The organism is Micromonospora sp. WMMD1274 (assembly GCF_049179035.1).
Taxonomy (GTDB): Bacteria; Actinomycetota; Actinomycetes; order Mycobacteriales; family Micromonosporaceae; genus Micromonospora; species Micromonospora tulbaghiae.
Genome location: NZ_JBMHMG010000001.1, coordinates 4140190 through 4166865, shown reverse-complemented (window position 1 = coordinate 4166865; position 26676 = coordinate 4140190). Strand labels below are relative to the sequence as shown.

The window sequence follows — 26676 nt, the reverse complement described above, 5'->3', positions numbered from 1 at the left end:
ATTTGACGCTGGGCTGGACCGGCCGGGAACATACCCGGCGGACCAGCGGCGGCGCCTGTTCGCCGGGGTGGGAAGGCGATTCCATTGGCGACACCGGCGTTCGACTCCACTGTGCTCACCCGGCGGGGCGTTCTCGCCGCCGCTGCCGGGAGCCTGCTGCTCGCCGGCTGCGCGCCTCAGGGCCAGCGGCCGGACGACGGCCCGTCCAGCAGCGCGCCGAGCGACCAGGATCTGATCGTCGGCGCGAGTCTGGAGCTGACCGGCGCCGGGGCGCTGCTCGGCGTCGCCCAGCGGCAGGCCCTGCAGCTCACCGCCGACTCGCTGAACCGCACCGGCTTACCGGTCGGGAACCTGGTCCGGTCGGTCCGGCTCCAGATCCTGGACAACGGCAGCAATCCCGAGGTCGCCGCACGCCACGCCGCCGACCTCACCCGGCTCGGGGCGCAGGCGCTCATCGGCGGCGTGCTCGGCGAGACCTCGATGGCCCTCGCGGCGGCCGCCCAGCGGGTCAAGACGCCCTTCCTGTCGCTCGGCTACGGTGACCGCATCGCGCTGCCGCTGGAGGAGCGCACGTTCACCTACAAGCTCACCCCGGACGCCGTCGACATGGCGCGCCGCCTGGTGGAGCTGTTCGAGTCCAAGCGGATCCGGCGGGTGTCAGTGCTCGCCGCCGACGGGCTGCACGGCGACTCGGGTGTGCGGGCGATGCGGGAGGCGCTCGCCGACAGCAGCACCGACCTGGCCCGCACGGTCCGCCTGCCGACGTCCGGCCGCCGCTTCCGTGCCGCCGCCGAGCGCGTCGCCGGCAGCCAGCGGGACGGCGTGGTGGTCTGGGGTACCGCACCCGACTCCGGTGTCGCGGCGCGGGAACTGCGCGCCGCCGGCCACCGCGGCCCGATCTTCTTCGACGCCGGCGCGGTCGCCGACGACACCGTCCAGGGGGCGAACGCCGCCGCCGTGGAGGGCGCGTACGCCGTGCACCCGGCCTGCCTGGACGTCTCCGCGGCCACCGCCACCACGACGGCGCAGCTGGCCCGCCGGGACTTCGTCAACCGCTACACGCAGCGACACGGCGTCAGCCCGGACTTCGCCCCGTACGCCTCGGACGCGCTCCAGCTCGTCGCCACGTCGGCGCGGATGGCGACGAGCCTCGACCGGGGCCGGCTGCGGGCCCTCCTCCAGGCGCAGACGGTCGAGGGAATCGCCGGCGGGTACGCGTTCCGCGCCGACCGGCACGGCGGCATGGAGCCCGACTCGCTCTCCGTGTACCAGGTGTTCCGGGGCACCTGGACCCGCTTCGCCTGACCTCCAACGACAGCCGGTGAGCCTCCCGCGTGGAGGGTCACCGGCTGATCGCGTACCGTGTCCGACCCCGGACGGCAGGAAGCGCCCGGTGGCCCTGAGGCCGCCGGGCGCTTCCGCGTCGGTCAGGCGGGCGCGACGGCCCGCGAGCGCCGCATGGTGAGCACGTACTCGACCAGCGAGATCAGTACGTGCTTCGTGGACTCCCGGTTACGGGCGTCGCACGGCACCACCGGCACGTCGCGGGAGATCGCCAGCGCGTCCCGGACGTCCTGCGGATCGTGGTACTGCATGCCGTCGAAGCAGTTGATGGCCACCAGGTACGGCAGCCGCCGGTGCTCGAAGAAGTCGATGGCGGCGAAGCAGTCGGCGAGCCGCCGGGTGTCGACGAGCACCACCGCGCCGATCGCACCCCGGACCAACTCGTCCCACATGAACCAGAAGCGCGTCTGACCCGGCGTACCGAACAGGTACAGGATCAGATCCCGGTCGATCGAGATACGACCGAAGTCCATCGCCACCGTGGTCGTCGTCTTGCCCGGCACCTGCCGGGTGTCGTCGACGCCGACACCGGCGGAGGTCATGATCGCCTCGGTGGTCAGCGGCGTGATCTCGGAGACCGAGCCGACCAGCGTCGTCTTGCCGACGCCGAACCCACCGGCGATAACGATCTTCGCCGACGTCACTCGGCCGCTCGGGGCCGGCGGCCGGTGCGACATGTCAGAGCCTGCGAAGTCCACTCAGCACCCTCTCCAGCAGTTCAGTGCCCACCGCGTCGTCGGAGTCGTCCAAAATGGTCGGCTCGTGGACCGCGACCAGGCCGTCCGTCGCCATGTCGGCGATGAGCACCCGGGCCACGCCGAGCGGAAGCTGCATCCGCGCCGCGATCTCGGCGAGCGACTGCACACGTCCGTCACACAACGCGGCGATGTACTGGTGTTCACGACCGTGGCCACCATTGCCAGTGGCAACCGCTCGGCCGCGCACCGTCGTCTCGACGAGTGCCTCCAGGGCGATGTCGAGCCGGGGACGGGTACGACCGCGGGTGACGGCGTACGGCCGGACCAACGCGCCGGTCGGCTCGTCACGATCCATGTCGCCGCTCACCTCCCTCGTACCCGGCACCGGCTCGCCCCGGTGACATCCGTCGCTGTCGTTGTTGTTCCCGCACCTGACCCACCGGCCAGCGCGTCATTCAGCCCATCATCCCCACAGCCGTGCGCGGCTGCGGCGTCAGGGCATCGCCCACCCGGTCCACGAGCAGGGCCATCTCGTACCCGACCTGACCCACGTCGCAGCTCCGCGCCGCCAGCACCGCGAACGACGATCCGTCCGAGATGGACATCAGGAACAGGAAGCCGTTGTCCATCTCGACGACTGTCTGCAACACCGCCCCGCCCTCGAAGCAGCGGGCCGCGCCCTGGGTGAGGCTGACCAGACCGGACGCGATCGCGGCGAGCTGGTCGGCGCGGTCCCGCGGAAGGTCACGGGACGAGGCGAGAAGCAGGCCGTCGGCCGAGACCGCGACCGCGTGCGCCACACCGGGCACCCGGTCGGCGAAGTTGGCGAGCAGCCATCCGAGATCCTGCGTAGTAGTCATCCTTGTTGCTCCTTCTGCCCGCTCCCGGCCACCGGGCCTGAGTCAGACTGCGAGGACTGCTGCCCGCCCGGAGTGCCCTCCGGGCCGGTCGTGTTGCTGTCGGTGTTACGCCCGCGCTGCACGCCCCGATGGTAGGCCGAGAGCAGACCCCGGACCCCCTCCGGTGTACGTCGCTGCACCGACGCGGAAGGCTTGTCGATGCTGCCCGGCACGAGCTGCGCCATCGGCGTCCGCTTCGGCAGGCCCTTCTGGGTGGTCTCCGCGACCGGCACCTCGGTGGCCGCCGAGGCGGCACGCCAGCCGTCGTCGGCCGCGGTCTGCCACGGGGAGGAGCCCTGCGGCGACGCGGACGGCTGCCGGGTGGGCAACCCGCCGGTGTACGCGGGACGGGTGTTCCCGTTCGCCGCGCCGTTGTCACGCGGTGCTCCGCCGGCCGTCGGAGTGTGTGCCATCGGTGTGTTACCTGTCGTTGCGGGTGTCGTCTGCGGCACGGGCCGGCCGGCCGTGTCCACCTTGGCGAACTGCTGGGTGGCGGCGCCGCCGTTGGTCGTCGCGGCCGGTGCCGCCGACTCCTCGTTGGGCCCGGGCCGGCGGGTGCGGAACCACGCCGACTCCAGCTCCCGGAAGATCGGCAGCTCCATCGTCTCGTCCGCGTACCGCTGGCGGTTGCCTGCCTGCTGTGGCGTGGCCGGCCGCGACGCCGGTGCCGCCGGGGTGGCGGGCCGGGTCTCGGACGGCCGGCTCGCGGCCGGAGCGGCGGACGGCTGGCCGGCCGTCGGCCGCGGGGTGGCCGGCATCTCCGTGCGCGGCACCCGGGGCAGCTCGGTGGTCATGTCCATGCCGCTCGTCGGCCGTTCCGGCGCCGGCGCGGGCGTCGGCGCGACCGGGGGCCAGACCGGCGGTGCGCTGACACCCGGCGCGGGCACCGGGCGCGTCTGCGGCTGGTTCGCCGGCGGCGCGGAGGCCGGGTGTCCGGCGGCGGGCTGCCCGGAGATCGGAGCGGCCGACGCGGGATGCCCGGAGACCGGGGCGGCCGAGACCGGGCGGTACGGCAGCGGGTCGCCGGAGACCGGCGCCGCGGAGACCGGACGGCCCGAGAACGGGTCGCCGGAGACCGGTGCGGCCGAGACCGGGCGGTACGGGTTGCCGGAGACCGGTGCGCCGGAGACCGGGGGCAGCGGCGGCGCGGACACCGGCGGGACCGGCGGCGCGGAGACCGGCGGCGGGCTGTAGGGCCGCGCCTCCGGGCTGCTCGGCAGCTGGCGCGGGATCGCCGGCTGCTGGCCGCTGGTGCCCGGGTCGCCCTCGCCCGGGTTGCGCCGCTGCGGCAGCGGCTCGAATCCCTGGCCGTTCGAGGGCCGGGAGCCGAAACCGCCGTCCCCACCGGACGGGTTGGCGCCGGTCAGGTCGGACCAGGCCGGCATGGCCCGGCCGCCACCGGCGTTCGCCGGGGTGCCCGAGCCGTTGCGCGGCGCCGGGTCGAAGGCGCGCCCGCCGAGCGTGACCTGGTTGCCCGAGGAGCCCGGGTGCGGCGCCGGGGGCAGACCCGGCGGGTTGTTGTTGCCGAAGGCGGCCAGGGCGCCGAAGGCCGGCGTCGGTCCGCTCTGCTGCGGGGCGGCGGGCGGCAGGGCCGGCGCGCCCGGACCACGGCCGGCCAGGGCACGCGGCACCAGGACCGAGGTCGGCATCGTCACGTCGGCGACGGTGCCCCGGTCGGCGCCCGGTCGCAGCTCGACCCGCACCCCGTGCCGGGCGGCCAGCCGCGCGACCACGACCAGGCCCATCATCCGGGAGACCGCGACGTCCACCTGCGGCGGCGTGGCCAGCCGCTCGTTGAGGTCACGGAGCTGCTCCGGGCTGATGCCGATGCCCCGGTCCTCCACGTAGAGCGAGGCGCGGTCACCGACCCGCCGGGCCTCCACCATGACCTGCGAGTCCGGCGGGGAGAAGGCGGTGGCGTTGTCGAACAGCTCGGCGACCAGGTGCACCAGGTCGTTGACCGCGTGGGCGGCGACCTCGATGTCCCGGTCGATCACGCCGAACTCGATCCGGGTGTAGTGCTCGACCTCGGACTGGGCGGCGCGGAGCACGTCGATCAGGGCGGCGGGCTCGCGCTGCACACGGGTGGAGTCCGCGCCGGCGAGGACCAGCAGGTTCTCGTCGTTGCGGCGCATCCGGGTGGCCAGGTGGTCGAGCTGGAACAGCTCGGCCAGGCGGTCCGGGTCCTCCTCGCCGCGCTCCAGCCGGTCGAGGTGGCCGATCAGCCGGTCGACCAGGATCTGCGAACGGCGGGCCAGGTTGACGAACATGGTCGCGACCGACGCCCGCAGGGCGGCCTGCTCGGCGGCGGTCCGGACGGCCTCCAGGTGGACGGCGTTGAATGCCTCGGTCACCTGGCCGAACTCGTCCTTGCTGCGCACCGGCAGCGGCTCGGCGATCTGGTTCGCCAGTTGCACCGGGGAGAGCTGGCCGGTCACCTGCGGGTCGCGCAGCCGGGCGACCGCCTGCGGCAGCCCGTACTGGGCCACCGCCAGGGCGCCCTGGCGCAGGTCGCGCAGCGAGCGGGCCATCGAGCGGGCCACCAGGTACGCGAACAGGATGGCCAGCAGCAGCATGGTGAGCAGCAGGCCGGTCTCCAGGAACACCTGGCGCTGGGTGTCCGAACGCAGTGCGTCGGCCTGCCGGACCACGTTGCCGTCGAGCCGGGCCTCCACGGTCCGGATCAGTTCGGCGTTGGCGACCATGGTCTGGTCCCACTGGTCCGACCCGAACGGGGCGTTCTCCATCGAGCCGCTGTTGTTGCCCGAGATGAAACTGGTGAAGCGGTCGGCCTTGCGCAGGTCGGGCCCGGAGACGGTCTGCTCGTAGAACAGCTTGTCGGGCTCGGTGGCGACGGCCTGGAAGGTCGCCAGCGACTGCGACTGGCCGGTGCCGCTGGCGATGAACTGCTCGCGCAGCGCGGCGGTGTACTGGTTCTGGGTGAGCGCCTGGTGGACCACGACCCGGCGCTGGGTCAGGTATTCCTTCTGCCGGGCCACGGCGGCCGCCGCGCGCATCCGGTCGCTCAGGTCGTTGTCGCCGGCGAGCTGGGTGGCCGAGTCGCGGATCGCCAGCAGGTCCTCGATCAGCTGCCGGTACGCCTGGTCGGCGTCATTGATCTTGAGCTTGCCGTTCAGCACCTGGCTGCGGGTCGCCGGCAGATCCTTGAGCTGGGTGTCGATCGTGTCCAGCAGCCCGACGAAGTTGCGGGGCAGGTCGTCGATCTCGCCACGCTGCCGCAGGTAGGACGACTTCCTCTGGTCCACCCGCTGGTTGGCGCGGTTGTAACCCTCCTGGTACTGCGCCCGGGTCTGGAACTCCTTCGCGCCGAGGAAGAGCACGGCACCGACCCGCTCGTCCTGCACGCTGTCGACCAGGTCACCCGAGTAGCCGATCAGATTGGCCAGATCCCCCGCCCGGTTGGCATTGTTGAGCGTCTCCAGGTGGTCGACGAGACCACTGGTGCCCACCACGACCGTGGCGATGGTCGGCACGATCATGATCAGACCGAGCTTGGACCAGATCGGCATGTCGCGCAGCCGACTCATCGGCCGGCGCAGCCGCGACAGGAAGGAGCCCGCCGTCGTTGGCCGTTTGCTCACGTCACCGCCCTCGCATTACCGCGCCCCGCGCCACCCTGAGGGCAACGCCGAGCGACCGACCCGGCGGGTCGGACCTCCGAGATTCCATCACGCCGCTCCGCAAAGAGAAAGACCAGGTTGTCCCTCACCGGAGGTGTGATGAGATGTTGATGCAATTTGATAGCAATCCGTCTGGCCGGAGTCACTGAAGGTAATGGAACACCCGCACCGCGTCGTCTTGCTCGCCGGCCCCTCCGGGTCGGGAAAGTCATACATAGCCCAGCGAACCGGACTTCCGGTGCTCTGCCTGGACGACTTCTACAAGGACGGCGATGACCCTACGTGTCCGCGTCGAAACGGACAGGTGGATTGGGAGTCCCCCTTGTCCTGGGATGCGGACACGGCGGTGCAAACAATCGCCCGACTGGCTCGTGAGGGCAAGGCCGAAGTGCCGGTTTATGCGATCGGCGCAGACCGTCGGGTAGCCACCCGGCCATTCGATGTCGACGGATCGCCAATCTTCGTCGCCGAGGGGATCTTCGCGGCCGAGATCGTGGCCGAGTGCCGGCGACTCGGGCTGCTCGCCGGGGCGTACGCGTTGCGCCGCCCGCGCGGAGCGACGTTCCTGCGCCGCCTCGCCCGGGACCTCGCCGAGCAGCGCAAGGCACCCCGGGTGCTGCTCCGGCGCGGGGTCGCGCTGCTGCGCGCCGAGCCGGCCGTGCTGCGCCGGCAGACCGGGCTGGGCGCCGAGGCGGCCCGGGCCGGGCAGGTGCTGCGCGGGGTGGCCGCACTGCTCTCCGGCCACCCCCGCCAGTCGTGATCAGCCGATCAGTTCGGCGTACGCCGGCTTGATCACCTCGTCGATGATCCGCAGCCGCTCGTCGAACGGGATGAACGCGCTCTTCATCGCGTTGATGGTGAACCACTGGAGTTCCTTCCAGCCGTAGCCGAAGGCCTCCACCAGCAGCGCCATCTCCCGCGACATCGAGGTGCCGCTCATCAGCCGGTTGTCGGTGTTCACAGTCACCCGGAACCGCAGGTCGCGCAGCAGCCCGATCGGGTGGTCGGCGATCGAGGCCGCGGCACCGGTCTGCACGTTCGACGACGGGCACAGCTCCAGCGGGATGCGCTTGTCCCGCACGTACGCGGCCAGCCGGCCCAGCACCGGCGGGTTGCCCGGGGTGATGTCGTCGACGATGCGTACGCCGTGGCCGAGCCGGTCGGCGCCGCACCACTGGATCGCCTGCCAGATGGACGGCAGACCGAACGCCTCGCCGGCGTGGATGGTGAAGTGGAAGTTCTCCCGCTGGAGGTACTCGAACGCGTCCAGGTGCCGGGTGGGCGGGAAGCCCGCCTCGGCGCCGGCGATGTCGAAGCCGACCACCCCGGTGTCGCGGTGCCGTACGGCCAGCTCGGCGATCTCCTGCGAGCGGGCCGCGTGCCGCATCGCGGTCAGCAGCGTGCCGATCCGGATCGGGGTGCCCGCCTCGGCGGCCAGCGCGCTGCCCTCCCGGAACCCGGTGACCACCGCGTCGACCACCTCGTCCAGGGTCAGGTTCTGCTCCAGGTGCTGCTCCGGCGCGAACCGCACCTCGGCGTAGACCACGCCGTCGGCGGCCAGGTCCAGCGCGCACTCACGGGCGACCCGGCGCAACGCGGTGGCGGTCTGCATGACCGCCACCGTGTGCGCGAACGTCTCCAGGTAGCGCTCCAGCGAGCCGGAGTTCGCCGCCTCGGTGAACCAGACGCCCAGCGCCGCCGGGTCGGTGGTGGGCAGTTCGTGGCCGACCTCGGCGGCCAGCTCGACGATCGTCGCGGGCCGCAGGCCGCCGTCGAGGTGATCGTGCAGCAGCGCCTTCGGGACCTTGACGATGTCCTCGTACGAGATTGCGACCATGCTCAGACCCTAGTCACCCCCGGTACGGGCGCGGCGGTGGACCGGGCCGGTCAGGGCCGCCAGCCGTACACCCGCTCCACCGTGAGCCGCAGCACCACCCGCCCGTCGGCCACCATGGCGGCCCGGTAGTCGGCCCAGTCCGGGTGCTCGCCGCGGATCCGCCGGTACACCTCGACCAGTTCGTCGACTGTCGCGTCGTCGGTGGCGGCGGCCGGCGGGGTGAGCGTCACGGTGCCCTCGGCGACCGCGTACGCCCCGCCGTCGGCGGTGGTCACGTGGAAGCTGGCCCGGGGGTCACGGCGCAGGTTGCGCACCTTCGCCCGGTCGCCGGTGGTGGAGCAGCGGATCAGGCCCGGCTCGGCCAGGTAGTCGAGGTTGGACAGCTGGGGACGGCCGTCCCGGCGCAGCGTGACGAGCACCCCGCGCCCGCGCTCGCCGAACAGCTCCCAGAGCCGGGCGCTCACGGCGCTCACGCGTTCACCCGCAGCGGCGCGAGCGCGGCGGCCAGCCGGGCGAGCTGGTCGAGCATGAGCGCGGCGGCCTCCTCCCGGCCCGGGTCGGGTCGCAGCTCGCCCGACTCGTCCAGCGCCTGCCGCAGGAAGACGACCACCTGGTCGTTGACCGGGGTCATGTTCAGCGTGGTCACCACCTGCTTGATCATCTGCACCGCGCGCAGACCGCCGGAGGTCATGCCGTAGCTGACGAAGCCCACCGGCTTGTGCTGCCACTCGTGGTAGAGGTAGTCGATCGCGTTCTTCAGCGGGGCGCTGAAGCCGTAGTTGTACTCCGGCATCACCAGGACGAAGGCGTCTCCGGCGTCGATCTCGGCGCTCCAGGCGCGGGTGTGCTCGTGCAGGTAGACCCGCTCGGACGGGTGGTGCGGCTCGTCGTGGAAGGGCAACCCGATCTCGGCCAGGTCGAGGAGGCGTACCTCGTCGAAGCCGGCGTGGCGGACGGCGGCCTCGGTGAACCAGTCACCGATGCGGCGGCCGACCCGGCCGGGGCGGGTGCTGGCGACGACGACGTTCAGGCGGGGCATGGCGAGGTCACTCCTGTCGGGGCGGCGGCCGGGGCCGGCGTGGTGAGTCGGGGAACGAACCAGGCGACGATCGGCCCGATGCCGATCGCGTAAAGCAGGGTGCCGGGGCCGACGGCGCCGCCGAGCAGCCACCCGACCGCCAGCACCGTCACCTCGATCCCGGTGCGGGCCGGGCCGAGCGGCAGGCCACGGGCGGCCAGGCCGGTCATCAACCCGTCCCGCGGGCCGGGGCCGAGCCGGGCGCCGAGGTAGAGCGCGGTGGCGAGGCCGTTGAGCAGGACGCCCGCGGCCAGCAGGCCGATCCGGCCGGCGAGCGGGTCGACCGGCGGCAGCAGGGCCAGCGTCGCGTCGAGAGCCAGGCCGACGAGCGCGACGTTCGCCACGGTGCCGACGCCCGGACGCTGCCGCAGCGGGATCCACAGCAGCAGCACCAGCAGCGCCACGCCGTTGACCAGCAGGCCCATCGGCAGGCCGGTGCGGTCGGCGAGACCCTGGTGCAACACGTCCCAGGAGGCGAGCCCGAGGTCGGCGCGGACCATCAGCGCGACGCTGACGCCGAACAGAGCCAGGCCGGTGAGCAGCCGCACCAGCCGGGACGGCAGTTTGGTTGACATGTCATCAACCTAGGCCGCAACTTGGTGACATGTCAACAACACCGGTAGGATCGGCGCATGGACGAACCGCGCTGGCTGGACGAGCAGGAGAACCGCGCGTGGCGCGGCTACCGCCGCATGCGCCGCCTGCTCGACCTGGAACTGGCCCGGGAGCTGATGCAGGACGCCGGCCTCTCCGAGCCGGACTACGACGTCCTGAGCGACCTGTCCGAGACCCCGGAACAACGACTCCGGCTCAGCGAACTCGCCGACCGGATGCTCTGGTCCCGCAGCCGCCTGTCCCACCACATCTCCCGGATGCAGCAACGCGGCCTGGTCAGCCGGGAGGAGTGCGCCACCGACGGCCGCGGCTCGGTCGTCGTGCTCACCCCGGCCGGGCGCCGGGCCGTCGAAGCCGCCGCGCCCGGGCACGTGGCCGCCGTCCGCCGGCACCTGATCGACCGGCTCACCCCGGCCGAGGTGGCCGCGCTCGGCACGCTCAGCCAACGGGTGATCGACCACCTCACCGGCCGTCCCACCGGCCGCCCGGAAGCAGCGGAGGGCTGAGCCGTGGACGACCGCGTCCTCGCCCGGCTGCGCTGCCCGGTCTGCGCCGAACCGCTCGCCGAGGCCACCGCCGGCACCGCACGCGCGCTGCGCTGTCCGCGCGGGCACAGCTTCGACATCGCCCGGCAGGGATACGTGAACCTGCTCGCCGGTCGCGCCCCGCACACCGGGGACAGCGCCGAGATGGTCGCCGCCCGCGCCGGCTTCCTCGCCGCCGGCCACTACGACACCGTCGCCGCCGCGCTCGCCGGCACCGCGGTACGCGTCGCGGGCTCCGACCCGTACCCCCTGGTGGTCGATGCCGGCGCCGGCACCGGGCACTACCTCGCGGCGGTGCTGGCGGCGCTGCCGGACGCCGCCGGCCTGGCCCTGGACGTCTCCAAGCCGGCGCTGCGCCGCGCGGCCCGGGCGCACCCGCGGGCCGCCGCCGCGCTGGCCGACACGTGGCAGCGGCTGCCGCTGGCCGACCGGTCCACCGCCGTGCTGCTGAACGTGTTCGCGCCGCGCAACGGTTCCGAGTTCCACCGGGTGCTCGACCCCGGCGGCGCGCTGCTGGTGGTCACCCCGGCCGCCGACCACCTCGCCGAACTCGTCGACGCGCTGGACCTGCTGCGGGTGGACCCGGACAAGGCCGACCGGGTCGCCGGCAGCCTCGGCGGCCACTTCGCCGAGGAGTCCGCGACCGGGCACCGGGCCCGGCTCGCGCTCACCCGCGCCGAGGTGACCACGCTCGTCGGGATGGGACCGAGCGCCTGGCACGCCGACCCGCGACGGCTCGCCGCGCGCATCGCCGCGCTGCCCGAGCCGATGCCGGTCACGCTCTCGGTCCGGCTCGGCGTGCACCGCCCGCGCTGACCCGCCTCAGGTGGAGAGGTCGACCTCTTCCCAGCCCGGCGGTTCGTCGTGGTACGGCCCACGCAACACCACCGCCCACTCCAGCGCCCACCGGCGCTGCCCGATCGCGTTCGCGTCCACCAGCCCCGGCAGCGCGCCGCCGGCCTTCTCGGTCTCCAGGTACGCCCAGTCCAGGCAGTAGTGCAGGTCGAGCAGGGCCGCGGCGTCACCGGGATGCTGCGGCGCGGCCAGGATCCGGGCCCGCCACTGGCCGAACGTCTCCCCCGCGACCAGGTTCGGCATCCGCTCGACCAGCCGCTCGTCCACCGGCACCGTCGGGTCCAGTTCCTTGGCCAGTCCGAGCACCCAGGCCAGCGAGAACAAGGCGTCGTGGTGCAGCACGAACGACCTGTGGTCGCCCCGGCCGCCCATCACGAACTGCCACTCCGGCGGCGTCACCGAGTCGACCAGGTGCGACTCCAGCAGCCAGCCCGTCGCCGCCCGCGCGGGCATCCCGAAGCAGCGGGCCAGGATCACGTGCAGCACCGCGATCCGCGCCTCGATCTCCGGGGTCGGACGCAGTTCGATCTCGTCGCCCGGCTCCCACACCAGCGGGAACTGCGGCGGCGGCAGCGGAAGACCCAGCCGGGACAACTCGTCCAGGCTCGCCTCCCGGACGGCCCGGGGATCGGGAGCGGGTACGCGCACGGTCAAGCCCCTGTCTGCTCACCTCGGCTCGTCGCCGGCCGATCCCCCCTGGCCTGGGAGGATAGCGGCTCCGGCCGGGCCGGCACCATGGCCGGTCCCGGTCAGCCGATCCGCTCGACGACGAGAGGCGCAGTCTCCGGCGCGTCCGGCGCGATCCGTACCGCCCGGCGCGCCTCGGCCAGCGCGGCCGGGATCCGCTCGGCGTGCTCGGCGCGCAGCTCGAACAGCGGGTCACCGGCGCGCACCCGGTCACCGGGACGCCGGTGCAGCACCACGCCGGCCGGGATGCTCACCGGGTCCTCCTTGCGGGCCCGGCCCGCGCCGAGCCGCCAGGCCGCAACCCCGATGGCGTACGCGTCGACCTCGGCGACCCACCCGTCCTCGGTCGCGGTCACCACCTCGACCTCGTTCGCGACGGGCATCGGGGCGTCCGGGTCACCGCCCTGCGCCCGGATCATCGTGCGCCAGGAGTCCATCGCCCGGCCGTCCCGCAGCGCCGCGGCCGGGTCGGCGTCCGGCAGGCCGGCCGCGTCGAGCATCTCCCGGGCCAGCGCCAGCGTCAGCTCCACCACGTCGGCCGGACCGCCACCGGCGAGCACCTCCACCGACTCGGTCACCTCGACCGCGTTGCCCACGGCCAGGCCCAGCGGGGTGGACATGTCGGTGAGCAGGGCGACGGTCCGCACACCGTGCGCACCGCCCAGCTCGACCATGGTGCGGGCCAGCTCGCGGGCGTCGTCGACGTTCTTCATGAAGGCACCGGAGCCGACCTTCACGTCGAGCACCAGCGCGCCGGTCCCCTCGGCGATCTTCTTGCTCATGATCGAGCTGGCGATCAGCGGGATCGCCTCGACAGTGCCGGTGACGTCGCGCAGCGCGTACAGCTTGCGGTCGGCCGGGGCGAGCGCGTCGCCGGCCGCGCAGATCACCGCGCCCACGTCGCGGAGCTGGGCGATGAACTCGTCGTTGGTGAGCGCCGCCCGCCAGCCCGGGATCGACTCCAGCTTGTCCAGCGTGCCGCCGGTGTGGCCCAGGCCCCGGCCGGACAGCTGCGGCACCGCCGCGCCGCACGCGGCCACCAGCGGGGTCAGCGGCAGGGTGATCTTGTCACCGACGCCGCCGGTGGAGTGCTTGTCCACAGTCGGCCGGGACACCGGCGACAGGTCGAGCCGCTCGCCGCTGGCGATCATGGCGGCCGTCCACCGGGCGATCTCCGGCGCGGTCATGCCGCGCAGCAGGATCGCCATGGCCAGCGCCGACATCTGCTCGTCGGCGACCAGACCCTTGGTGTACGCGTCGACCACCCAGTCGATCTGCCCGTCGCTCAGCACACCCCCGTCCCGCTTCGCCCGGATGACGTCAACCGCCGTAAAAGCACTCACTTCTGGTGATCCAATCAGTATTTGCGCGTGGCCGCACCGACCCCGCGAACGATGACCAGGTCCGGCCGGGGCCGACCGTGCCCGGCGGAGGGATCAAGCCTGACCGCCCGGAGCCGGGCACGGTCGGCCCCGGCCCCCACCGCAACCACGGATCAACCCCAACGAACCGGAATCTCCGAAGGAGGCTCACCCTCACCAGCCCAGAAGATCGTGCCCGAGGCGTCCACCACCACCACGCGCGGCGTCCGAGCCAGCCCCCACTCGATCGCCCCGGCCGGGTCGTCCCAGGTCGAGCCCTCCTCCAGCACACCGGTCTCGGCGTCCGCGGTGTCACCGGACGACCGCTCCCAGTACGTCGTCCAGACCTGCTGCCCGGCGGACAGGTCGGGGTGCACGAACACGGTGCCCCGGCCCCGCCAGGCGGCCAGCCGGTCCGGCACCACAGGCACCGGATGCTCGCCGGTCACCGCCTCGATGTCGGCCACGTCGAAGGCGTGCGGCAGCAGCTCCGCCATCCGCAGCGGGCCGCCCTTCGCCTCGACCAGGCACTCCGGGCCGCCCTGCTCCCAGAGCAGCTGCCGGCACCGGCCGCACGGCATCAGCGGCTCACCGGTGGCGTCGACGCAGGACAGCGCCACGATCCGGCCCCCGCCGGTCGCGTGCAGCTGCGAGACCACGCCGCACTCGGCGCAGAGCGTGACGCCGTACCCGGCGTTCTCCACGTTGCAGCCGACGACGACCCGGCCGTCGTCGACGAGCGCGGCGGCACCCACCGGGAACTTCGAGTACGGCACGTAGGCGTGCCGCATCACCTCGGTGGCGGCGGTACGCAACCGCTCCCAGTCGATCTCCATCACGACTCCCATTCTGCCCAATTCACGCCCGATCGGTCGCGAGCGCGGCCGGAGACGACGATGCCCGGCGGGTCGCCCCGCCGGGCACGGTGTCGCCGCGGGCGGTCAGCCCTTGATGTACGGCTTGCCGTCGGCGGCCGGCGCCCGGACCTTGCCGACCAGCCCGGCCACGGCCAGGATCGTCGCCAGGTACGGCAGCATCGCCAGGAACTGGCTCGGGATGCTGCTGCCGATCGCGCCCAGGTAGGTGGCGAGCTGGTCGGCGAAGCCGAAGAACAGCGCCGCGAGCAGCGCGCCGGTCGGGCTCCACCGGCCGAAGATCAGCGCGGCCAGGGCGATGAAGCCCTTACCGCCGATCATGTTCTTGGTGAACGAGTAGAGCGCCAGCGTGTACGAGGCGCCGCCGACACCGGCCACCAGACCGGCCAGGATCACGTTGCGGTAGCGCAGCCGCAGCACCTTCACGCCCAGCGTGTCCGCGGCGGTCGGGTGCTCGCCCACCGACCGCGTCCGCAGGCCCCACCGGGTACGGAACAGCGCCAGGTGGATGACGAGCACCAGCAGCAGGCCGAGGTAGAGGAAGATGTTGCCCCGGAACAGCGCCGGACCGAGCAGCGGGATGTCGGACAGCAGCGGGATCTCCCAGTTGCCGAACCGGGGCGCGCTGTTGTACTTCGCCGCGTCGGTCTGCATCAGCCGCTCGTAGAGGAAGCCGGTGATGCCGACCGCGAGCAGGTTGAGCACGATGCCCATGACCACCTGGTCGACCAGGTAGCGGATGGAGAACACGGCCAGCAGGAACGAGATGAACGCGCCGCCGATGGCGGCGGCCACCAGGCCCACCCAGACGCTGCCGGACATGCTGCCGAACAGCGCGCCGGAGAAGGCGCCCATCAGGAGCTGGCCCTCGATCGCCACGTTCACCACGCCGGAACGCTCGCAGAGCACACCGGCGAGCGCACCGAAGATCAGCGGCAGGGCCAGGATGAACGTGCCGCGGACGACGTTCACCAGCGGCATGAAGTTGCGGCCCTCGGGCGCGGCGGAGACCTGCCAGCACAGGAAGCTCAGCACGAAGGCGACCAGCCCGGCGCCGAGCAGCAGCGTGAACCAGCGCTTCGGCACACCGGCCAGCAGCGCCCCTCCGGCCGCGGCGGTGATCAGCCCGAACAGGATCGCGCCGACCGTACCGTTGATCTCCAGGGCGGCCCCGCCCTCGGTCTCGCTGAGCGTGAACCGCGCGTGCTGGTCGGTCGCGAGCGCGCCGAACAGCACCGCCGCGAGCACGCCGAGCGCCAGCAGGACCGCGCCGATCTTCCGGTTGCGGGTCCAGAAACCCTCGTCGACCGCGGTAACGGCGACCTCGGGGACAGCGGTGGTGGACATGCTCACCAGCCCTTCGCGAGGCTCGTCTGCAACCGGGCGGCGCGGGCCGCCCGGAGCTGGAAGATCGTCTTCACCAGGGCAGGCGCGGCGATGAAGATGACGATGAGCGCCTGGAGCACGGTGACCAGTTCCAGCGAGATGCCGGAGTACGACTGCATCCGGTTGCCACCGGCCTGGAGCGCGCCGAACAGCAGCGCGGCCAGCAGCACACCCCACGGCTTCACGCGGCCGAGCAGCGCGACCAGGATGCCGTCGAAGCCGATCTGCGCGATCACCAGCGGGGTCAGCGCGGTCGCGGTGGTGCCGAGCACCATGGTCGAGCCGCCCAGCCCGGCCAGCATGCCCGCGAACACCATCACCAGCACGTACGTCTTGGTCACGCTGATGCCGGCGGTGCGGGCCGCGTCCGGGTTCGCGCCCACGGCCCGCAGCTCGAAGCCGAGCGTGGAGCGGTTGAGCAGCCAGGCGATGAACCAGGTGGCCGCCACCGCGAGCAGGATGCCGGCGTGCACCCGCAGGTCGTCGCCGAGCAGGCGGGGCAACTGCGCGGAGGAGTCGACCGGCTTGCTGATGGCGTCCGACCGGTTCGGGTTCTGCACCCCGTTCTGGACGATGATCCAGGACAGGAAGTAGACCGCCACGTAGTTGAGCATGATCGTGTTGATCACCTCGTGCGCGCCGGCCCGTGCCTTCAGGATGCCGGGGATGAAGCCCCAGAGCGCGCCGCCGAGCGCGCCGGCGATCAGCGCCACCAGCAGGTGCACGACGGGCGGCAGCGGCAGCGCGAAGCCGGCCACGGCGGCCAGGATGACGGCGATCGTCGCCTGGCCCTGGGCGCCGATGTTGAACAGGCCGCCGCGGAAGGCGAGCGCCACCGACAGACCGGTGAAGACGAGCGGCGCGGCGTAGGTGAGCGTCTCCGAGATCGGGCTGAGGGCGGCGGTGAAGCCGACCGCCTCCGGGTCGAAGATCGCGCCCTTGAACAGGTTCGCGTACGCCTCGCTGACCACCGTCCAGCTGGCGTTCAGCGCGTCCGTGGGACGGGCCGTGATGTAGCTGTAGGTGGCGAGCACCTCCGGGTCGGACACGATGATCAGCACCGCGCCGACCACCATGGCCAGCAGCACCGCGAGCACCGTCACGGTGAACGTGTTGGACGCCCAGAGGTTGTCCAGGAACATCCGGCCCATGCTCGGGCGGGACTCTCCGCCCGGAGCCGGCTTCTTCGCGGTCGCGGTGGCGGGCACCGTCTGCTCGGTGTCACCGGCCGGCTGCGTCGGCGTCGCCCGGGCCTCGCTCAGCGACTCCTGCGCCTCGGTCGCCGGCTCCTTGTCCGGTGAGCCCGAGTCGGGGTTCGGGTTGGTCATGCCTCGTCCTCGTTGCCAGGGCCGTCCTCGGTCGCGGTGGCGGCGTCCGGGGTGGCGGCGTCCGGGGTGATGCCGGCCATCAGCAGGCCGATCTCCTCGCGCGGGGTGTCCGGGCCGACGATGCCGATGATCCGGCCGCGGTACATGACCGCGATCCGGTCGGCCAGGCCGATCACCTCGTCCAGTTCGCTGGAGACCACCATGACCGCGGTGCCGATGTCCCGCTCGCGGATGACCCGGCTGTGGATGAACTCGATCGAGCCGACGTCCACGCCCCGGGTGGGCTGGGCGGCGATGAAGAGCTTCAGCGGCCGGGACAGTTCCCGGGCCACGATCACCTTCTGCTGGTTGCCGCCGGAGAGCGTGCCGACCGCCGCGTCGGCCGAGGAGGTGCGGACGTCGAACTGCTCGATCCGCTCCCGCGCCGACTTCGCGATGGCGTCGGGCTTGAGCGACAGGCCCTTGCCGAACGGCGGCCGGTCGTAGATGTCCAGCACCAGGTTCTCCGCCACGGAGAACTCCTTGACCAGGCCGTCCACGCTGCGGTCCTCCGGCACGTAGCCGACGCCGGCGCGGAGCACCTTCTTGGTCGACCAGCCGTGCGTCGGTTCGCCGTCGAGGCTGATCGTGCCGGCGAGCACCGGGCGCAGGCCCATGATCGCCTCGATCAGCTCGGTCTGGCCGTTGCCCTGCACGCCCGCCACGCCGAGCACCTCGCCGGCGTGCACGGTCAGGTCGACGCCGTCGACCGCGCGTACCTGCCGGTCGTCGTCCACGACCAGGCCGGCGACCTCCAGGATCGGCTTACCAGGGGTGGCCGGCTTCTTGTCCACGGTCAGCCGGACGCTGCGTCCCACCATCAGCGCGGCCAGCTCGTCCCGGCTGGCGCTCGGCTCGGCGGTGCCGACCGTCTTCCCGCGCCGGATCACGGTGATCCGGTCGGCGATGGCCTTCACCTCGCCCAGCTTGTGGGTGATGAACACGATCGACTTGCCGGCGGCCTTGAGCGACCGCATGACGGTGAGCAGTTCCTCGGTCTCCTGCGGCGTGAGCACGGCCGTGGGCTCGTCGAGGATCAGCAGGTCGACGTCGCGGGTGAGGGCCTTGACGATCTCCACCCGCTGCTGGATGCCGACCGGCAGGTCCTCGATCACCGCGTCCGGGTCGACCCGCAGGTTGTACCGCTCGGAGACCTCGGCGACCTCGCGCCGGGCGCGCCGCCGGTCGAGGATGCCGGCGAAGGGCCCCCTGACCTGCTCGGCGCCGAGCATCACGTTCTCGGCCACGGTGAAGACCGGCACCAGCATGAAGTGCTGGTGCACCATCCCGATCCCGGCGGCGATCGCGTCCGACGGGCCCTTCAGCTTCAGCGGCTTGCCGTCGACCAGGATCTCGCCCTCGTCCGGCTGGTAGAGGCCGTAGAGCACGTTCATCAGGGTCGACTTGCCGGCGCCGTTCTCGCCGAGCAGGGCGTGGATCTCTCCAGGCTCCACCGTCAGGTCGATGTGGTCGTTGGCGACCAGATCACCGAACCGTTTGGTGATGCCGCGCAGTTCGAGTCTCAGCGCAACCTCCTGGAGTGCGAGCGATGGTGCAGCGTAGCGACCTGCCGCGCCGCCACCACGCCGGGTGGGGATGTTCCGGGGGATTCAAGGTGATCGGCCGCCCCGGCACCGGGGGTACCTTCCCCGTGGCGCCGGGACGGCCGGATCGTCAGAGCTGGTGCCCGCCGGCCCTCGCTGCCGATGATGGCACCGCGGTGGCCGGCGGGGCTGTCACTTGGTCGGCTGGGCCTTCGAGGTGACGGTGATGGTGCCGGCGGCGATGTCCGCCTTGATCTTGTCGACCTCGGCCTTCAGGTCCGCCGGGACCTTGCTGTCGAAGTCGTGGTACGGGGCGATCGAGACGCCGTCGTTGGCCAGCGTGCCGACGAAGCCCGGGGTGGCCTCGAGCTTCTCGCCACCGGCGGCCTTCAGCGCGGCCTCCTTGACGGCGTCCGGGATGTTCTTGACCACGGTGGTCAGGATCGCCGAGCAGTCCGGGGTGCTCTCGCAGCCGTCGATGTCCACCCAGACGACCGAGTACTTGCCGCCCGAGGCCTTGGCCGCGGAGGTGGTGCCGAGACCGGCGCCACCGGCGACCGGCATCACGATGTCGGCGCCCTGCGCGACGAGCGCGTCGGAGACCTTCTTGCCCTCGTCCTGCTTCTCGAACGAGTTGGCGAAGGAGCCCTTCTGGGTGGCCTTGTCCCAGCCCAGCACCTGGACGTTCTTGCTCTTGGCCTTGTTGTAGTACGCCACGCCGTCGGCGAAGCCGTCCATGAAGATGGTGACCGGCGGGATCGGCAGGCCGCCGTAGGTGCCGACCTTGCCGGACTTGCTCATCCCGGCGGCCAGGTAGCCGGCCTGGAAGCCCGCCTGCGCCGTGTCGAACTGCATCGGGTAGACGTTCGACACACCCGGGTTGGCGTCGACGATGGCGAACTGCTGGTTCGGGTTCTTCTCAGCCGCCGCCTTGGTGGCGTCCGACATCAGGCCACCGACGGCCAGGATGAAGTCGCACTTCTGGTTGACGAACCCGGTCAGGTTGACCTCGTAGTCCGCCTCGGCCTTCGACTGGACGTACTTGATGTCGATCTTGTCGTTCTCCTTCTTCGCCTCCTGCAGGCCCTTCCAGGCCGAGGCGTTGAAGGACTTGTCGTCGACGCCGCCGACGTCGGTCACCATGCAGGCGCTGAACTTCTTGCCGCCGTCGCCGCCGGCGTTGTTGTCGTCGTCCGGAGCCTCACCACACGCGGCAGCGCCCAGCACGAGTCCACCCGCCGCAATGACGGAGGCGATCCGCATCCCACGCACAGAGCGCAAGACGTCTCCTTCCCCTTGCACACCGCGTCGTGCGCGGCGTGCAGCCCTTCGCCGGCCTGCGGTGTGCCGCCGGCGTCCCACGTTACGGACGGGAGCGTACGCCCGCGCCCACCCACCGGCCGACAATCGTGCACGACTGTTGAGCGTCCGTTACCCCGGTGTAACCCTTGCGTGGGGCACGTCACTTATCCGGCCGGTAGGCGTGCGTGGCGGTGTCGCTAACGTCCGTTTTCCCGAGCTTCCCCGACTTGCGGCGAACTAACGCCAGAACACCGCGACGGCAGCGTTGACCAGCGTCAACCCGACGATCGCGAGGAAGTGGCCACGGTTGACGCTCTCCCGCTTCCGGGAGAAGAAGACCATGACGAAGATGAGCAGCGCGAGCACCAACTTGGTAACAAGTTTCGCCGGGGCCGGCTCGCCCCCGTCCCGCAGCGGAGCGGACAGCCCGATGCCGGTGAGGATCTGGATGATCGCGCCCCAGAGCATGGCCGCGTTGATCCGCAGCCGGCCGGTGACGTACTGGGCGATCGCACCACCGAGCAGCAGCGCGAAGCCGATCAGATGGACGTAGAGAAGAATCAGTCGAAGAGCTTCCACGCGCCCCATCCTCCCCCATCAACGACGCAACGTAGTAGTCACCCCGCCGACCTGCCGTCATACCGTGACCCACTCCCCTCCCCCGCGATCTTGCAGTTGCCGCCCCGGCATCCGGGACGAAAGCCGCGCCACACGGGCCGGAACCGCAAGATCGACGGGGCGGGGGCACGGGATCAGGGCAGGCGCCAGACCTGGAACGTGGGGCCGTCGGCGGGGAGGGTCACCGCGCCCTCGGCGTCGGGGCGCAGGGCGGGGGCGTTGCCGTAGACGTTCTCGGCGTTGGGCAGGCCGGTCAGACGGACCGGAGTGCCGGCGGCGCGTCTCGCCAGCACCAGCACCGTCGACGTGGGCGCCTCGCGCAGGAAGACCAGCGTGTCCGCGTCCGCGTGCACCCAGCGCAGGCCGCCGTGCCGCAGCGCCGGCTCGTCGCGGCGCAGCGTCAGCAACGACCGGTACGCGTCGAACGTGCGCCGGTCCCAGCTCTCCGGCCGGTGCCACGGCATCGGGGTACGCGAGCCCTCCCCGTTCGTACCGGTCAGGCCCAGCTCGTCCCCGGCGAAGACCACAGGCGTGCCGGGCATGGTGGCGAGCAGCCCGGCCGCCACCTCCTGCCGGGCCGCGTCGCCGACCACTGTGCGGATCCGGGCCGAGTCGTGCGAGCCGAGCAGCTGCCACGAGTGCGTGTACGACCGCCAGGACACCAGCGACCGGTAGGTGTTCATGGTGGCGAGGATCGCCGCGGCGTCGCGCCGCCGTACCCCGCCCGGGGTGCCGAGGAAGTTCGGCACCGGGTCGTCGCCGTGACGCAGCCAGGACCAGACCGGGTCGGTGAAGCCGACGTAGTTCATCGTCCCGTGCCAGCCGTCGCGGTCCAGGTCACCGGTGTGGTCGTGGCCGTGCTCGGCGAGCAGCAGCCCGTCCGGCCGGGTCTGCGCCACCACCTCGCGCAGCAGCCGCGCCACCTCGTGGGTGTACGCGTCCGCGCCGCGCCGTCCGGTCATGTTCGCCACGTCGACCCGCCAGCCGTCCAGCCCGTACGGCGGGCGCAGCCAGCGGCGCAGCAGCGAGTCCTCGGCGGTGGCGAACCGGCGGCGCAACTCGGCGCTGCCCCAGTTCAGCTTCGGCAGCGACTTCACCCCGTTCCACGACTCGTAGTCCGAGCCGGGCAGGTCGAAGTAGTACAGCTCGCGTTCCGGAGCGTTCACGTCGGAGACGGCGGCGGTGAACCAGTGGTGGGCGTCGCCGGTGTGGTTGCTGGTGATGTCGCCGAGCAGCCGCCAGCCCCGGGCGTGCACCGCGTCGGCGAGCCGGGCCAGCGCCGCGTCGCCGCCGAGCAGCGGGTCGACGGTGTCGAAGCTCGACGCGTCGTACCTGTGGTTGGAGCGCGCCGGGAAGACCGGCGTGAGGTAGACGGTGTTGACGCCGAGCCGGTCCAGGTGGTCCAGGTGCTCGGTGACGCCGTCGAGGTCGCCGCCGTAGAACTGGCGGGGCGTCTCCGGGCCGTGGCCGACGACCGGGGTGTCCCAGTCGCACGGGATCGCCCAGTCCGGGGCGGTCCGGCCGTCGGCGGCGGCCGAGCGGGCGAACCGGTCCGGGAAGATCTGGTAGATCACGGCGTCGCGGGCCCAGGCCGGCGGCGGGGCGTAGCCGACCAGCTTGAAGTCGCCGTTGTCCGGTACGTCGTGGCCGGCCAGCCCGGCCGCGTTGAGCCAGCGGGCGCCGCGCTCGCCGTCGAGCAGGAAACGGTAGTTGCTGACCGGGTTGCGGACCTCGACGTCGGCCCGCCACCACACGTCGCCGCCGTCGGTGCGGTCGATCCGCGCCTCGGCGAAGCGCGGCTCGCCGTCGCCGGTGGTGCGCACGTGCACCTGGGAGACGCCGGATCCGGCCGGTACCCGGACGAAGACCGGCACGGTCTGCCCGAGCGCGGGCTCCTGCTCCGGGACGTAGGTGGCGGAGCCGTCGTGGTGCGGCTGAAGAGACATGGTGCTGCCTTTCGCGTCGTACCGACAGGGAGAGGGGCGGGCACCCGCCGCGGCCGGTTTCACCCGACCGCGGCGGTCCGCCCGGAAACCGCTCCGGTGTACGCCGACACGACGCCCTTGCCGCAGCGTGAGCCGAGGAGGCTCAGCCCTTGACCGCTCCGGAGGTGAGTCCGGAGACGATGTAGCGCTGGAGCAGCTGGAACACCAGCACCGTCGGGATCGCGGTGAGCAGCGTGCCCGCCGCGAACATCCCGAAGTTGTTGTTGCGCTCGCCGGCCACCAGGCCGTACATGCCGACCGCGAGGGTCTTCGACTCGGGTTCGGTGAGGAACACGTTGGCGATGATGAACTCGTTGATCGACCCGATGAACGCGAGCAGGCCGGTCACCGCCAGGATCGGCGCCACCAGCGGCAGCATGATCCGGAAGAAGACCTGCACGTGCGACGCGCCGTCCATGGTCGCCGACTCGTCCAGTTCCTTCGGCAGGGTGTCGAAGAAGCCCTTCATCAGCCAGGTGTTCGCGCCGAGCGCGCCACCCATGTAGAGCAGGAACAGGCCCCACGGGGTGTTGAACCCGATCGCCGGGTAGAGGTCGGTGAGCGTGGTGAAGATCAGGAAGATCGCCACGATCGCCAGGAACTGCGGGAACATCTGGATCAGCAACAGCGCGAGCAGGCCGACCCGGCGCCCGGCGAAGCGCATCCGGGAGAACGCGTACGCCGCCAGCGACGACAGGAAGATCGACGCGAAGCTGGCCACGCCCGCGAGCAGCAGCGAGTTGAGGAACCAGTGGCCGAACGCGGTGTTGTCGAACAGGTTCGTGAAGTTCTCCAGCGACACCCCGGTCGGCAGCAGCTCGGTGGAGGAGAGCGTGCCGAGCGGGTTGAACGCCGCCGAGATCACGAACAGGATCGGGAAGAGGCTGAACACCACCGCCAGCACCCCGACCAGGTGCCGCCAGCCCACCTGGGCGAACCAGCGGCTGCGCGAGCGGCGGACCGGCCGACGGGTGGCCGTGGGTGTGGGCGTCTCCGCGATGCTGGTCACGAGTACACCTCCTCCTGCTTGCGGGTCCGCCGGAAGCTGATCGCCGACACCGTCGCCACGATCGCGAAGATGAAGATCGAGACGGTGGCGGCCAGGCCGAACTCGGCGCCCTGCGCGCCGAACGCGAGCCGGTACGTGTAGGTGATCAGCAGGTCGGTGGCGCCGTTGGTCGGGTTGTCCGGCGCGAACGGGCCGCCCTCGGTGGTGAACAGGATCGCGTTGACGTTGTTGAAGTTGAACGCGAACGACGCGATCAGCAGCGGCGACAGCGCCACCAGCAGCAGCGGCAGGGTGACCGCCCGGAACGACTGCCAGGGCGACGCGCCGTCGACCGAGGTCGCCTCGGTCAGCTCCCGCGGGATGGCCTGCAACGCGCCGGTTGCCACCAGGAACATGTACGGATAGCCGAGCCACAACTGCACCAGCACCACCGCGATCCGGGCGGACCAGTTGCCGCCGAACCAGTCGACGTTCAGCCCGAACAGGTTGTTGAGCAGGCCGAAGTCGGTGTTGAACATGTCCCGCCAGATCAGCAGCATGGCGAACGACGGCATGGCGTACGGCAGGATCAGCACCATCCGGTAGAGGTTGGTGCCGCGCATCCGGGGTGAGTGCAGCGCGAGCGCGATGGCCATGCCGAGCAGGAACGTCAGCCCGGTGGAGCCGATCGCGAACGCGAAGTTCCAGGCCAGCGTGCCGAAGAACGGGCCGGAGATGTTGCGGTCGGTGAGCACCGTGGCGAAGTTCTTCAGCCCGACGCCGACCTTCCAGCCCTGGGCGAGGCGTTCGCCGTCGGCGGCGACGAAGGAGCCGGAATCCTCGTCGGCGGTCCACGTCTTGCCGGTCTCGCTGTCCTTGACGCAGTCGCACGCGGCGTCGTACGCCCGGATCGCCTTGCCCTCGTACGCGCGGGTCAGGCCGTTGGAGCGGATGGCGCCCTCGTCGGTGGGCACGACGAGCGCGGTGACCGCGTCGCTGCGGCTGCTGGCCTGCCCGATGTTCAGCAGGGTGTAGCCGTCCGCGGCGGTGATCTTGCCGCTGAGGCTGCTCACCTCGACGTCGGCGGCGTCGAGCTTGCGCAGCCCGTCCGCGTCCCCGGCGAAGACCTCCTTGGTCTTCGGGTCGCTGAGCAGGAAGGTCAGGGAGCCGGTCGCCGGGTCGCCGGTGGTGGCGATGGTGAGGTTGTACTCGGTCGAGCCGGGCACCTGCTTCACCGAGGCGGTCTGCACGGCGACGATCGCGTCGTCCTTGCTGCCGCGGTGCCCGTCGCCGAAGTTCGTGAACGCGGTGCTCGCGGTGTAGAGCACCGGGAAGACCTGGAACGCGATCAGGAAGAGCGTGCCGGGGACCAGGTACTTGGCCGGGATGTGCCGGCGGCTCAGGTAGAGGTAGAACAGGCCGGCGGTGGTGACCGCCAGGACGCCCAGCGCGATCCAGTGTTCGGCCTCGATGAGCGGGAAGGCCGCCCAGATCGCGATCCCGGCCACCAGGCCGAGCAGGACCACCTTGACGACGAGGCCGGTCGCGGTGATCGGCGCGTGTTGCCGCGCGGTACGGGACGTGCGCGGGAGCCCACGGCGTACGGGCTCCCGGCCCGGGGCCTGCGGTGCAGACCCCGGGCCGGACAGCGGCGCGCTCATTACTTGATCTGACCCTGGATGGTCTTGCCGGCGGCCGTGATCGTCTTGGCCGGGTCGGCGCCGCCGATGATGGCGGCCTCGGCCTTGCCGAACGGGTCCCAGATCGCGGCCATGGCCGGGATCGCCGGGAGCACCTGGCCGTTCTTACCGGCCTCGGAGAACTTGGCCAGGTCCGCGTCCTCGCCCTTGACCTGGTCGAAGGCGGCGGTCAGCGCCGGCGGGCGCGGCTCGGCCTTGTACAGCGCGACGGCCAGCTCGGGCTTGGTCACGTAGTTGGTGACGAACTCCTGGGCCAGGGCCTTGTTCTTGCCCTTGGCGGCCACGTAGAACGCCTGGACACCCACGAACGGCTGGGCCTCCTTGCCACCGGCGAAGCCGGGGACCGGGGAGATGTCGTAGGAGATACCGGCCTTCTTGGCGTCGGCCACGGCCCACGGGCCGGAGACCAGGAACGCGCACTTCTTGCCGGTGAAGGTGGCGATGGAGTTCTCGCCGGTGATGGAGCGCTTCAGCGCACCCTCGCCCTTCTCACCCAGCTTGGCGATCTTCTGGAAGGCAGCGATCGACTCCGGCTTGCCCACGCCCAGGTCCTTCGGGTCGTAGTCGCCGTTCGCCGCGGTGCCGAACAGGTAGCCGCCGCCCGAGGTGTAGAGCGGGTAGATGTGGTACGCGTCGCCGTTCTGGCCGGACTGGAGGCACAGGATCTCGCTGGCCTTCTTCTCGGCCTTGAGCTTCTTGCCGGCGGCGACCAGGTCCTCGATCGTCTTCGGCGCCTCGGGGGCCAGCTCGGTGTTGCGGATCAGCGCGACGTTCTCGGTGGCGTAGGGCACGCCGTAGAGCTGGCCGTTGAACGTGACGGCCTTGACGGCGGTCTCGTTGAAGCCGGCCTTCTGCTCGGCGGGGAGCTGCACCGGGTCGATGGCGCCGTTCTGGACCAGGTTGCCGATCCAGTCGTGCGCGCCGACCACGACGTCCGGGCCGCTGCCCTGCTGAGAGGCGGTGACGAAGTTGGTCTGCAGGTCCTTGGAGACGGCCTGGACCTCGACGGTCACACCGTTCTCCTTGCCGAACTCCTCGGCGAACGGCTTGAGGGCGGCCGTGCGCTTGTCGTCGGCCCAGATGACCAGCTTGCCGCCGGTCGCCTTGGCGGACTCGTCGGCGGCCGGCTTGTCGCTGCCGCTGTCACCACAGCCGGAGGCGGCGAGCGCCAGGCCGAGGACGGCGACCACACCCGCGGTACGGATGCGCATCGGTACTCCTGTCGTCATGGCGGCCCGCCGGGGGAAGGGCGGCCCGCCAGTGGAAACCTCTGAAAGTTCTTGCTGACCGGCGCCGAGATGCTGCGCCGCTGCTCTCGCATGTTGCGGGGACGTTAGCAAGAGGTTGCAGA

The 26676-nt window shown here is 71.7% G+C and carries 24 protein-coding genes; 4 read left to right on the top strand and 20 right to left on the bottom strand.

What is annotated here, in order from left to right; genetic code table 11:
* The first annotated feature begins 84 nt into the window (after positions 1-84).
* Complete coding sequence (locus ACN27D_RS19905; RefSeq protein WP_421499694.1) at positions 85-1305, top strand: ABC transporter substrate-binding protein; 1221 nt, start codon at positions 85-87, stop codon at positions 1303-1305.
* Positions 1306-1427: 122 nt separating this feature from the next.
* Here ACN27D_RS19905 and ACN27D_RS19900 read toward each other — a convergent pair whose 3' ends face one another.
* From ACN27D_RS19900 to ACN27D_RS19885, 4 genes are all read right to left on the bottom strand, one after another.
* A complete protein-coding gene (locus ACN27D_RS19900) occupies positions 1428-2021 on the bottom strand; it encodes a GTP-binding protein (protein WP_030501201.1) in 594 nt (197 codons plus the stop codon).
* Between the two features lies 1 nt (position 2022).
* Complete coding sequence (locus tag ACN27D_RS19895) at positions 2023-2397, bottom strand: DUF742 domain-containing protein (protein ID WP_073827018.1); 375 nt, start codon at positions 2395-2397, stop codon at positions 2023-2025.
* 100 nt (positions 2398-2497) lie between these two features.
* Positions 2498-2902 (bottom strand): roadblock/LC7 domain-containing protein, encoded by a 405-nt coding sequence (locus ACN27D_RS19890; RefSeq protein ID WP_013283992.1) that lies wholly within the window; start codon positions 2900-2902, stop codon positions 2498-2500.
* Complete coding sequence (locus tag ACN27D_RS19885) at positions 2899-6543, bottom strand: nitrate- and nitrite sensing domain-containing protein (protein ID WP_421499693.1); 3645 nt, start codon at positions 6541-6543, stop codon at positions 2899-2901. Before ACN27D_RS19885 ends, ACN27D_RS19890 begins: the two co-directional genes overlap by 4 nt.
* Before the next feature lie 361 nt (positions 6544-6904).
* On the opposite strand from ACN27D_RS19885, the gene ACN27D_RS19880 reads away from it, so the two are divergent.
* Positions 6905-7342: an ATP-binding protein gene (locus ACN27D_RS19880; protein WP_421499692.1), complete on the top strand. Its 438-nt coding sequence runs from the start codon at positions 6905-6907 to the stop codon at positions 7340-7342.
* On the opposite strand, the gene ACN27D_RS19875 is transcribed toward ACN27D_RS19880, so the two are convergent.
* The 4 genes from ACN27D_RS19875 to ACN27D_RS19860 are packed head-to-tail and all read right to left on the bottom strand — an operon-like array spanning position 7343 to position 10072.
* Positions 7343-8419: an adenosine deaminase gene (locus tag ACN27D_RS19875; RefSeq protein ID WP_128139094.1), complete on the bottom strand. Its 1077-nt coding sequence runs from the start codon at positions 8417-8419 to the stop codon at positions 7343-7345. It lies immediately after the preceding gene.
* Between the two features lie 50 nt (positions 8420-8469).
* Positions 8470-8892 carry a PPOX class F420-dependent oxidoreductase gene (locus ACN27D_RS19870; protein ID WP_120571687.1) on the bottom strand — a complete coding sequence of 141 codons (423 nt, stop codon included), beginning with the start codon at positions 8890-8892 and terminating at the stop codon, positions 8470-8472.
* The gene (locus tag ACN27D_RS19865; protein WP_121683550.1) at positions 8889-9458 is read right to left on the bottom strand and encodes an NADPH-dependent FMN reductase; all 570 of its coding nucleotides are present in this window, start codon (positions 9456-9458) and stop codon (positions 8889-8891) included. Before ACN27D_RS19865 ends, ACN27D_RS19870 begins: the two co-directional genes overlap by 4 nt.
* A complete protein-coding gene (locus tag ACN27D_RS19860) occupies positions 9446-10072 on the bottom strand; it encodes a YczE/YyaS/YitT family protein (RefSeq protein WP_120571689.1) in 627 nt (208 codons plus the stop codon). Before ACN27D_RS19860 ends, ACN27D_RS19865 begins: the two co-directional genes overlap by 13 nt.
* Before the next feature lie 57 nt (positions 10073-10129).
* On the opposite strand from ACN27D_RS19860, the gene ACN27D_RS19855 reads away from it, so the two are divergent.
* Both ACN27D_RS19855 and ACN27D_RS19850 read left to right on the top strand, forming a co-directional pair.
* On the top strand, positions 10130-10618 hold the full coding sequence (locus ACN27D_RS19855) for a MarR family winged helix-turn-helix transcriptional regulator (RefSeq protein ID WP_121683549.1): 489 nt from the start codon (positions 10130-10132) through the stop codon (positions 10616-10618).
* A 3-nt stretch (positions 10619-10621) separates the two neighbouring features.
* Positions 10622-11473, top strand: a complete 852-nt coding sequence (locus ACN27D_RS19850; RefSeq protein WP_421499691.1) for a putative RNA methyltransferase — start codon at positions 10622-10624, stop codon at positions 11471-11473.
* Between the two features lie 6 nt (positions 11474-11479).
* On the opposite strand, the gene ACN27D_RS19845 is transcribed toward ACN27D_RS19850, so the two are convergent.
* The 12 genes from ACN27D_RS19845 to ACN27D_RS19790 all read right to left on the bottom strand — a co-directional run bounded on the left by ACN27D_RS19845 (position 11480) and on the right by ACN27D_RS19790 (position 26536).
* Positions 11480-12160 carry a DUF4272 domain-containing protein gene (locus tag ACN27D_RS19845; RefSeq protein ID WP_128136722.1) on the bottom strand — a complete coding sequence of 227 codons (681 nt, stop codon included), beginning with the start codon at positions 12158-12160 and terminating at the stop codon, positions 11480-11482.
* Between the two features lie 101 nt (positions 12161-12261).
* Complete coding sequence (locus ACN27D_RS19840; protein ID WP_421499690.1) at positions 12262-13542, bottom strand: thymidine phosphorylase; 1281 nt, start codon at positions 13540-13542, stop codon at positions 12262-12264.
* Positions 13543-13694: 152 nt separating this feature from the next.
* A complete protein-coding gene (locus ACN27D_RS19835; RefSeq protein WP_120573979.1) occupies positions 13695-14396 on the bottom strand; it encodes a cytidine deaminase in 702 nt (233 codons plus the stop codon).
* Positions 14397-14501: 105 nt separating this feature from the next.
* Complete coding sequence (locus tag ACN27D_RS19830) at positions 14502-15782, bottom strand: ABC transporter permease (RefSeq protein ID WP_091415370.1); 1281 nt, start codon at positions 15780-15782, stop codon at positions 14502-14504.
* A 2-nt stretch (positions 15783-15784) separates the two neighbouring features.
* On the bottom strand, positions 15785-16972 hold the full coding sequence (locus ACN27D_RS19825; RefSeq protein WP_374668855.1) for an ABC transporter permease: 1188 nt from the start codon (positions 16970-16972) through the stop codon (positions 15785-15787).
* A gap of 173 nt (positions 16973-17145) precedes the next feature.
* Positions 17146-18654 (bottom strand): ABC transporter ATP-binding protein, encoded by a 1509-nt coding sequence (locus tag ACN27D_RS19820; protein WP_358193801.1) that lies wholly within the window; start codon positions 18652-18654, stop codon positions 17146-17148.
* 270 nt (positions 18655-18924) lie between these two features.
* Positions 18925-19995, bottom strand: a complete 1071-nt coding sequence (locus ACN27D_RS19815) for a BMP family lipoprotein (RefSeq protein WP_162959377.1) — start codon at positions 19993-19995, stop codon at positions 18925-18927.
* A 276-nt stretch (positions 19996-20271) separates the two neighbouring features.
* Complete coding sequence (locus ACN27D_RS19810) at positions 20272-20613, bottom strand: hypothetical protein (protein ID WP_421499689.1); 342 nt, start codon at positions 20611-20613, stop codon at positions 20272-20274.
* 173 nt (positions 20614-20786) lie between these two features.
* Positions 20787-22598 (bottom strand): glycoside hydrolase family 13 protein, encoded by a 1812-nt coding sequence (locus ACN27D_RS19805; protein WP_421499688.1) that lies wholly within the window; start codon positions 22596-22598, stop codon positions 20787-20789.
* Between the two features lie 142 nt (positions 22599-22740).
* A complete protein-coding gene (locus ACN27D_RS19800) occupies positions 22741-23646 on the bottom strand; it encodes a sugar ABC transporter permease (protein WP_252452189.1) in 906 nt (301 codons plus the stop codon).
* Positions 23643-25286: an ABC transporter permease subunit gene (locus ACN27D_RS19795; RefSeq protein WP_358176488.1), complete on the bottom strand. Its 1644-nt coding sequence runs from the start codon at positions 25284-25286 to the stop codon at positions 23643-23645. The genes ACN27D_RS19800 and ACN27D_RS19795 overlap by 4 nt, the downstream gene beginning before the upstream one ends.
* Entirely contained in the window at positions 25286-26536 is a 1251-nt protein-coding gene (locus tag ACN27D_RS19790; protein WP_120571702.1) for a sugar ABC transporter substrate-binding protein, read from the bottom strand. Before ACN27D_RS19790 ends, ACN27D_RS19795 begins: the two co-directional genes overlap by 1 nt.
* Between the last annotated feature and the right edge of the window lie 140 nt (positions 26537-26676).

Bases quoted from the DNA above. Each gene is read 5' to 3' on its own strand.
- ACN27D_RS19900 (WP_030501201.1), bottom strand. From the start codon at position 2,021: ATGTCGCACCGGCCGCCGGCCCCGAGCGGCCGAGTGACGTCGGCGAAG.
- ACN27D_RS19895 (WP_073827018.1), bottom strand. From the start codon at position 2,397: ATGGATCGTGACGAGCCGACCGGCGCGTTGGTCCGGCCGTACGCCGTC.
- ACN27D_RS19890 (WP_013283992.1), bottom strand. From the start codon at position 2,902: ATGACTACTACGCAGGATCTCGGATGGCTGCTCGCCAACTTCGCCGAC.
- ACN27D_RS19875 (WP_128139094.1), bottom strand. From the start codon at position 8,419: ATGGTCGCAATCTCGTACGAGGACATCGTCAAGGTCCCGAAGGCGCTG.
- ACN27D_RS19865 (WP_121683550.1), bottom strand. From the start codon at position 9,458: ATGCCCCGCCTGAACGTCGTCGTCGCCAGCACCCGCCCCGGCCGGGTC.
- ACN27D_RS19860 (WP_120571689.1), bottom strand. From the start codon at position 10,072: ATGTCAACCAAACTGCCGTCCCGGCTGGTGCGGCTGCTCACCGGCCTG.
- ACN27D_RS19855 (WP_121683549.1), top strand. From the start codon at position 10,130: ATGGACGAACCGCGCTGGCTGGACGAGCAGGAGAACCGCGCGTGGCGC.
- ACN27D_RS19835 (WP_120573979.1), bottom strand. From the start codon at position 14,396: ATGGAGATCGACTGGGAGCGGTTGCGTACCGCCGCCACCGAGGTGATG.
- ACN27D_RS19830 (WP_091415370.1), bottom strand. From the start codon at position 15,782: ATGTCCACCACCGCTGTCCCCGAGGTCGCCGTTACCGCGGTCGACGAG.
- ACN27D_RS19825 (WP_374668855.1), bottom strand. From the start codon at position 16,972: ATGGGCCGGATGTTCCTGGACAACCTCTGGGCGTCCAACACGTTCACC.
- ACN27D_RS19815 (WP_162959377.1), bottom strand. From the start codon at position 19,995: ATGCGGATCGCCTCCGTCATTGCGGCGGGTGGACTCGTGCTGGGCGCT.
- ACN27D_RS19805 (WP_421499688.1), bottom strand. From the start codon at position 22,598: ATGTCTCTTCAGCCGCACCACGACGGCTCCGCCACCTACGTCCCGGAG.
- ACN27D_RS19795 (WP_358176488.1), bottom strand. From the start codon at position 25,286: ATGAGCGCGCCGCTGTCCGGCCCGGGGTCTGCACCGCAGGCCCCGGGC.
- ACN27D_RS19790 (WP_120571702.1), bottom strand. From the start codon at position 26,536: ATGCGCATCCGTACCGCGGGTGTGGTCGCCGTCCTCGGCCTGGCGCTC.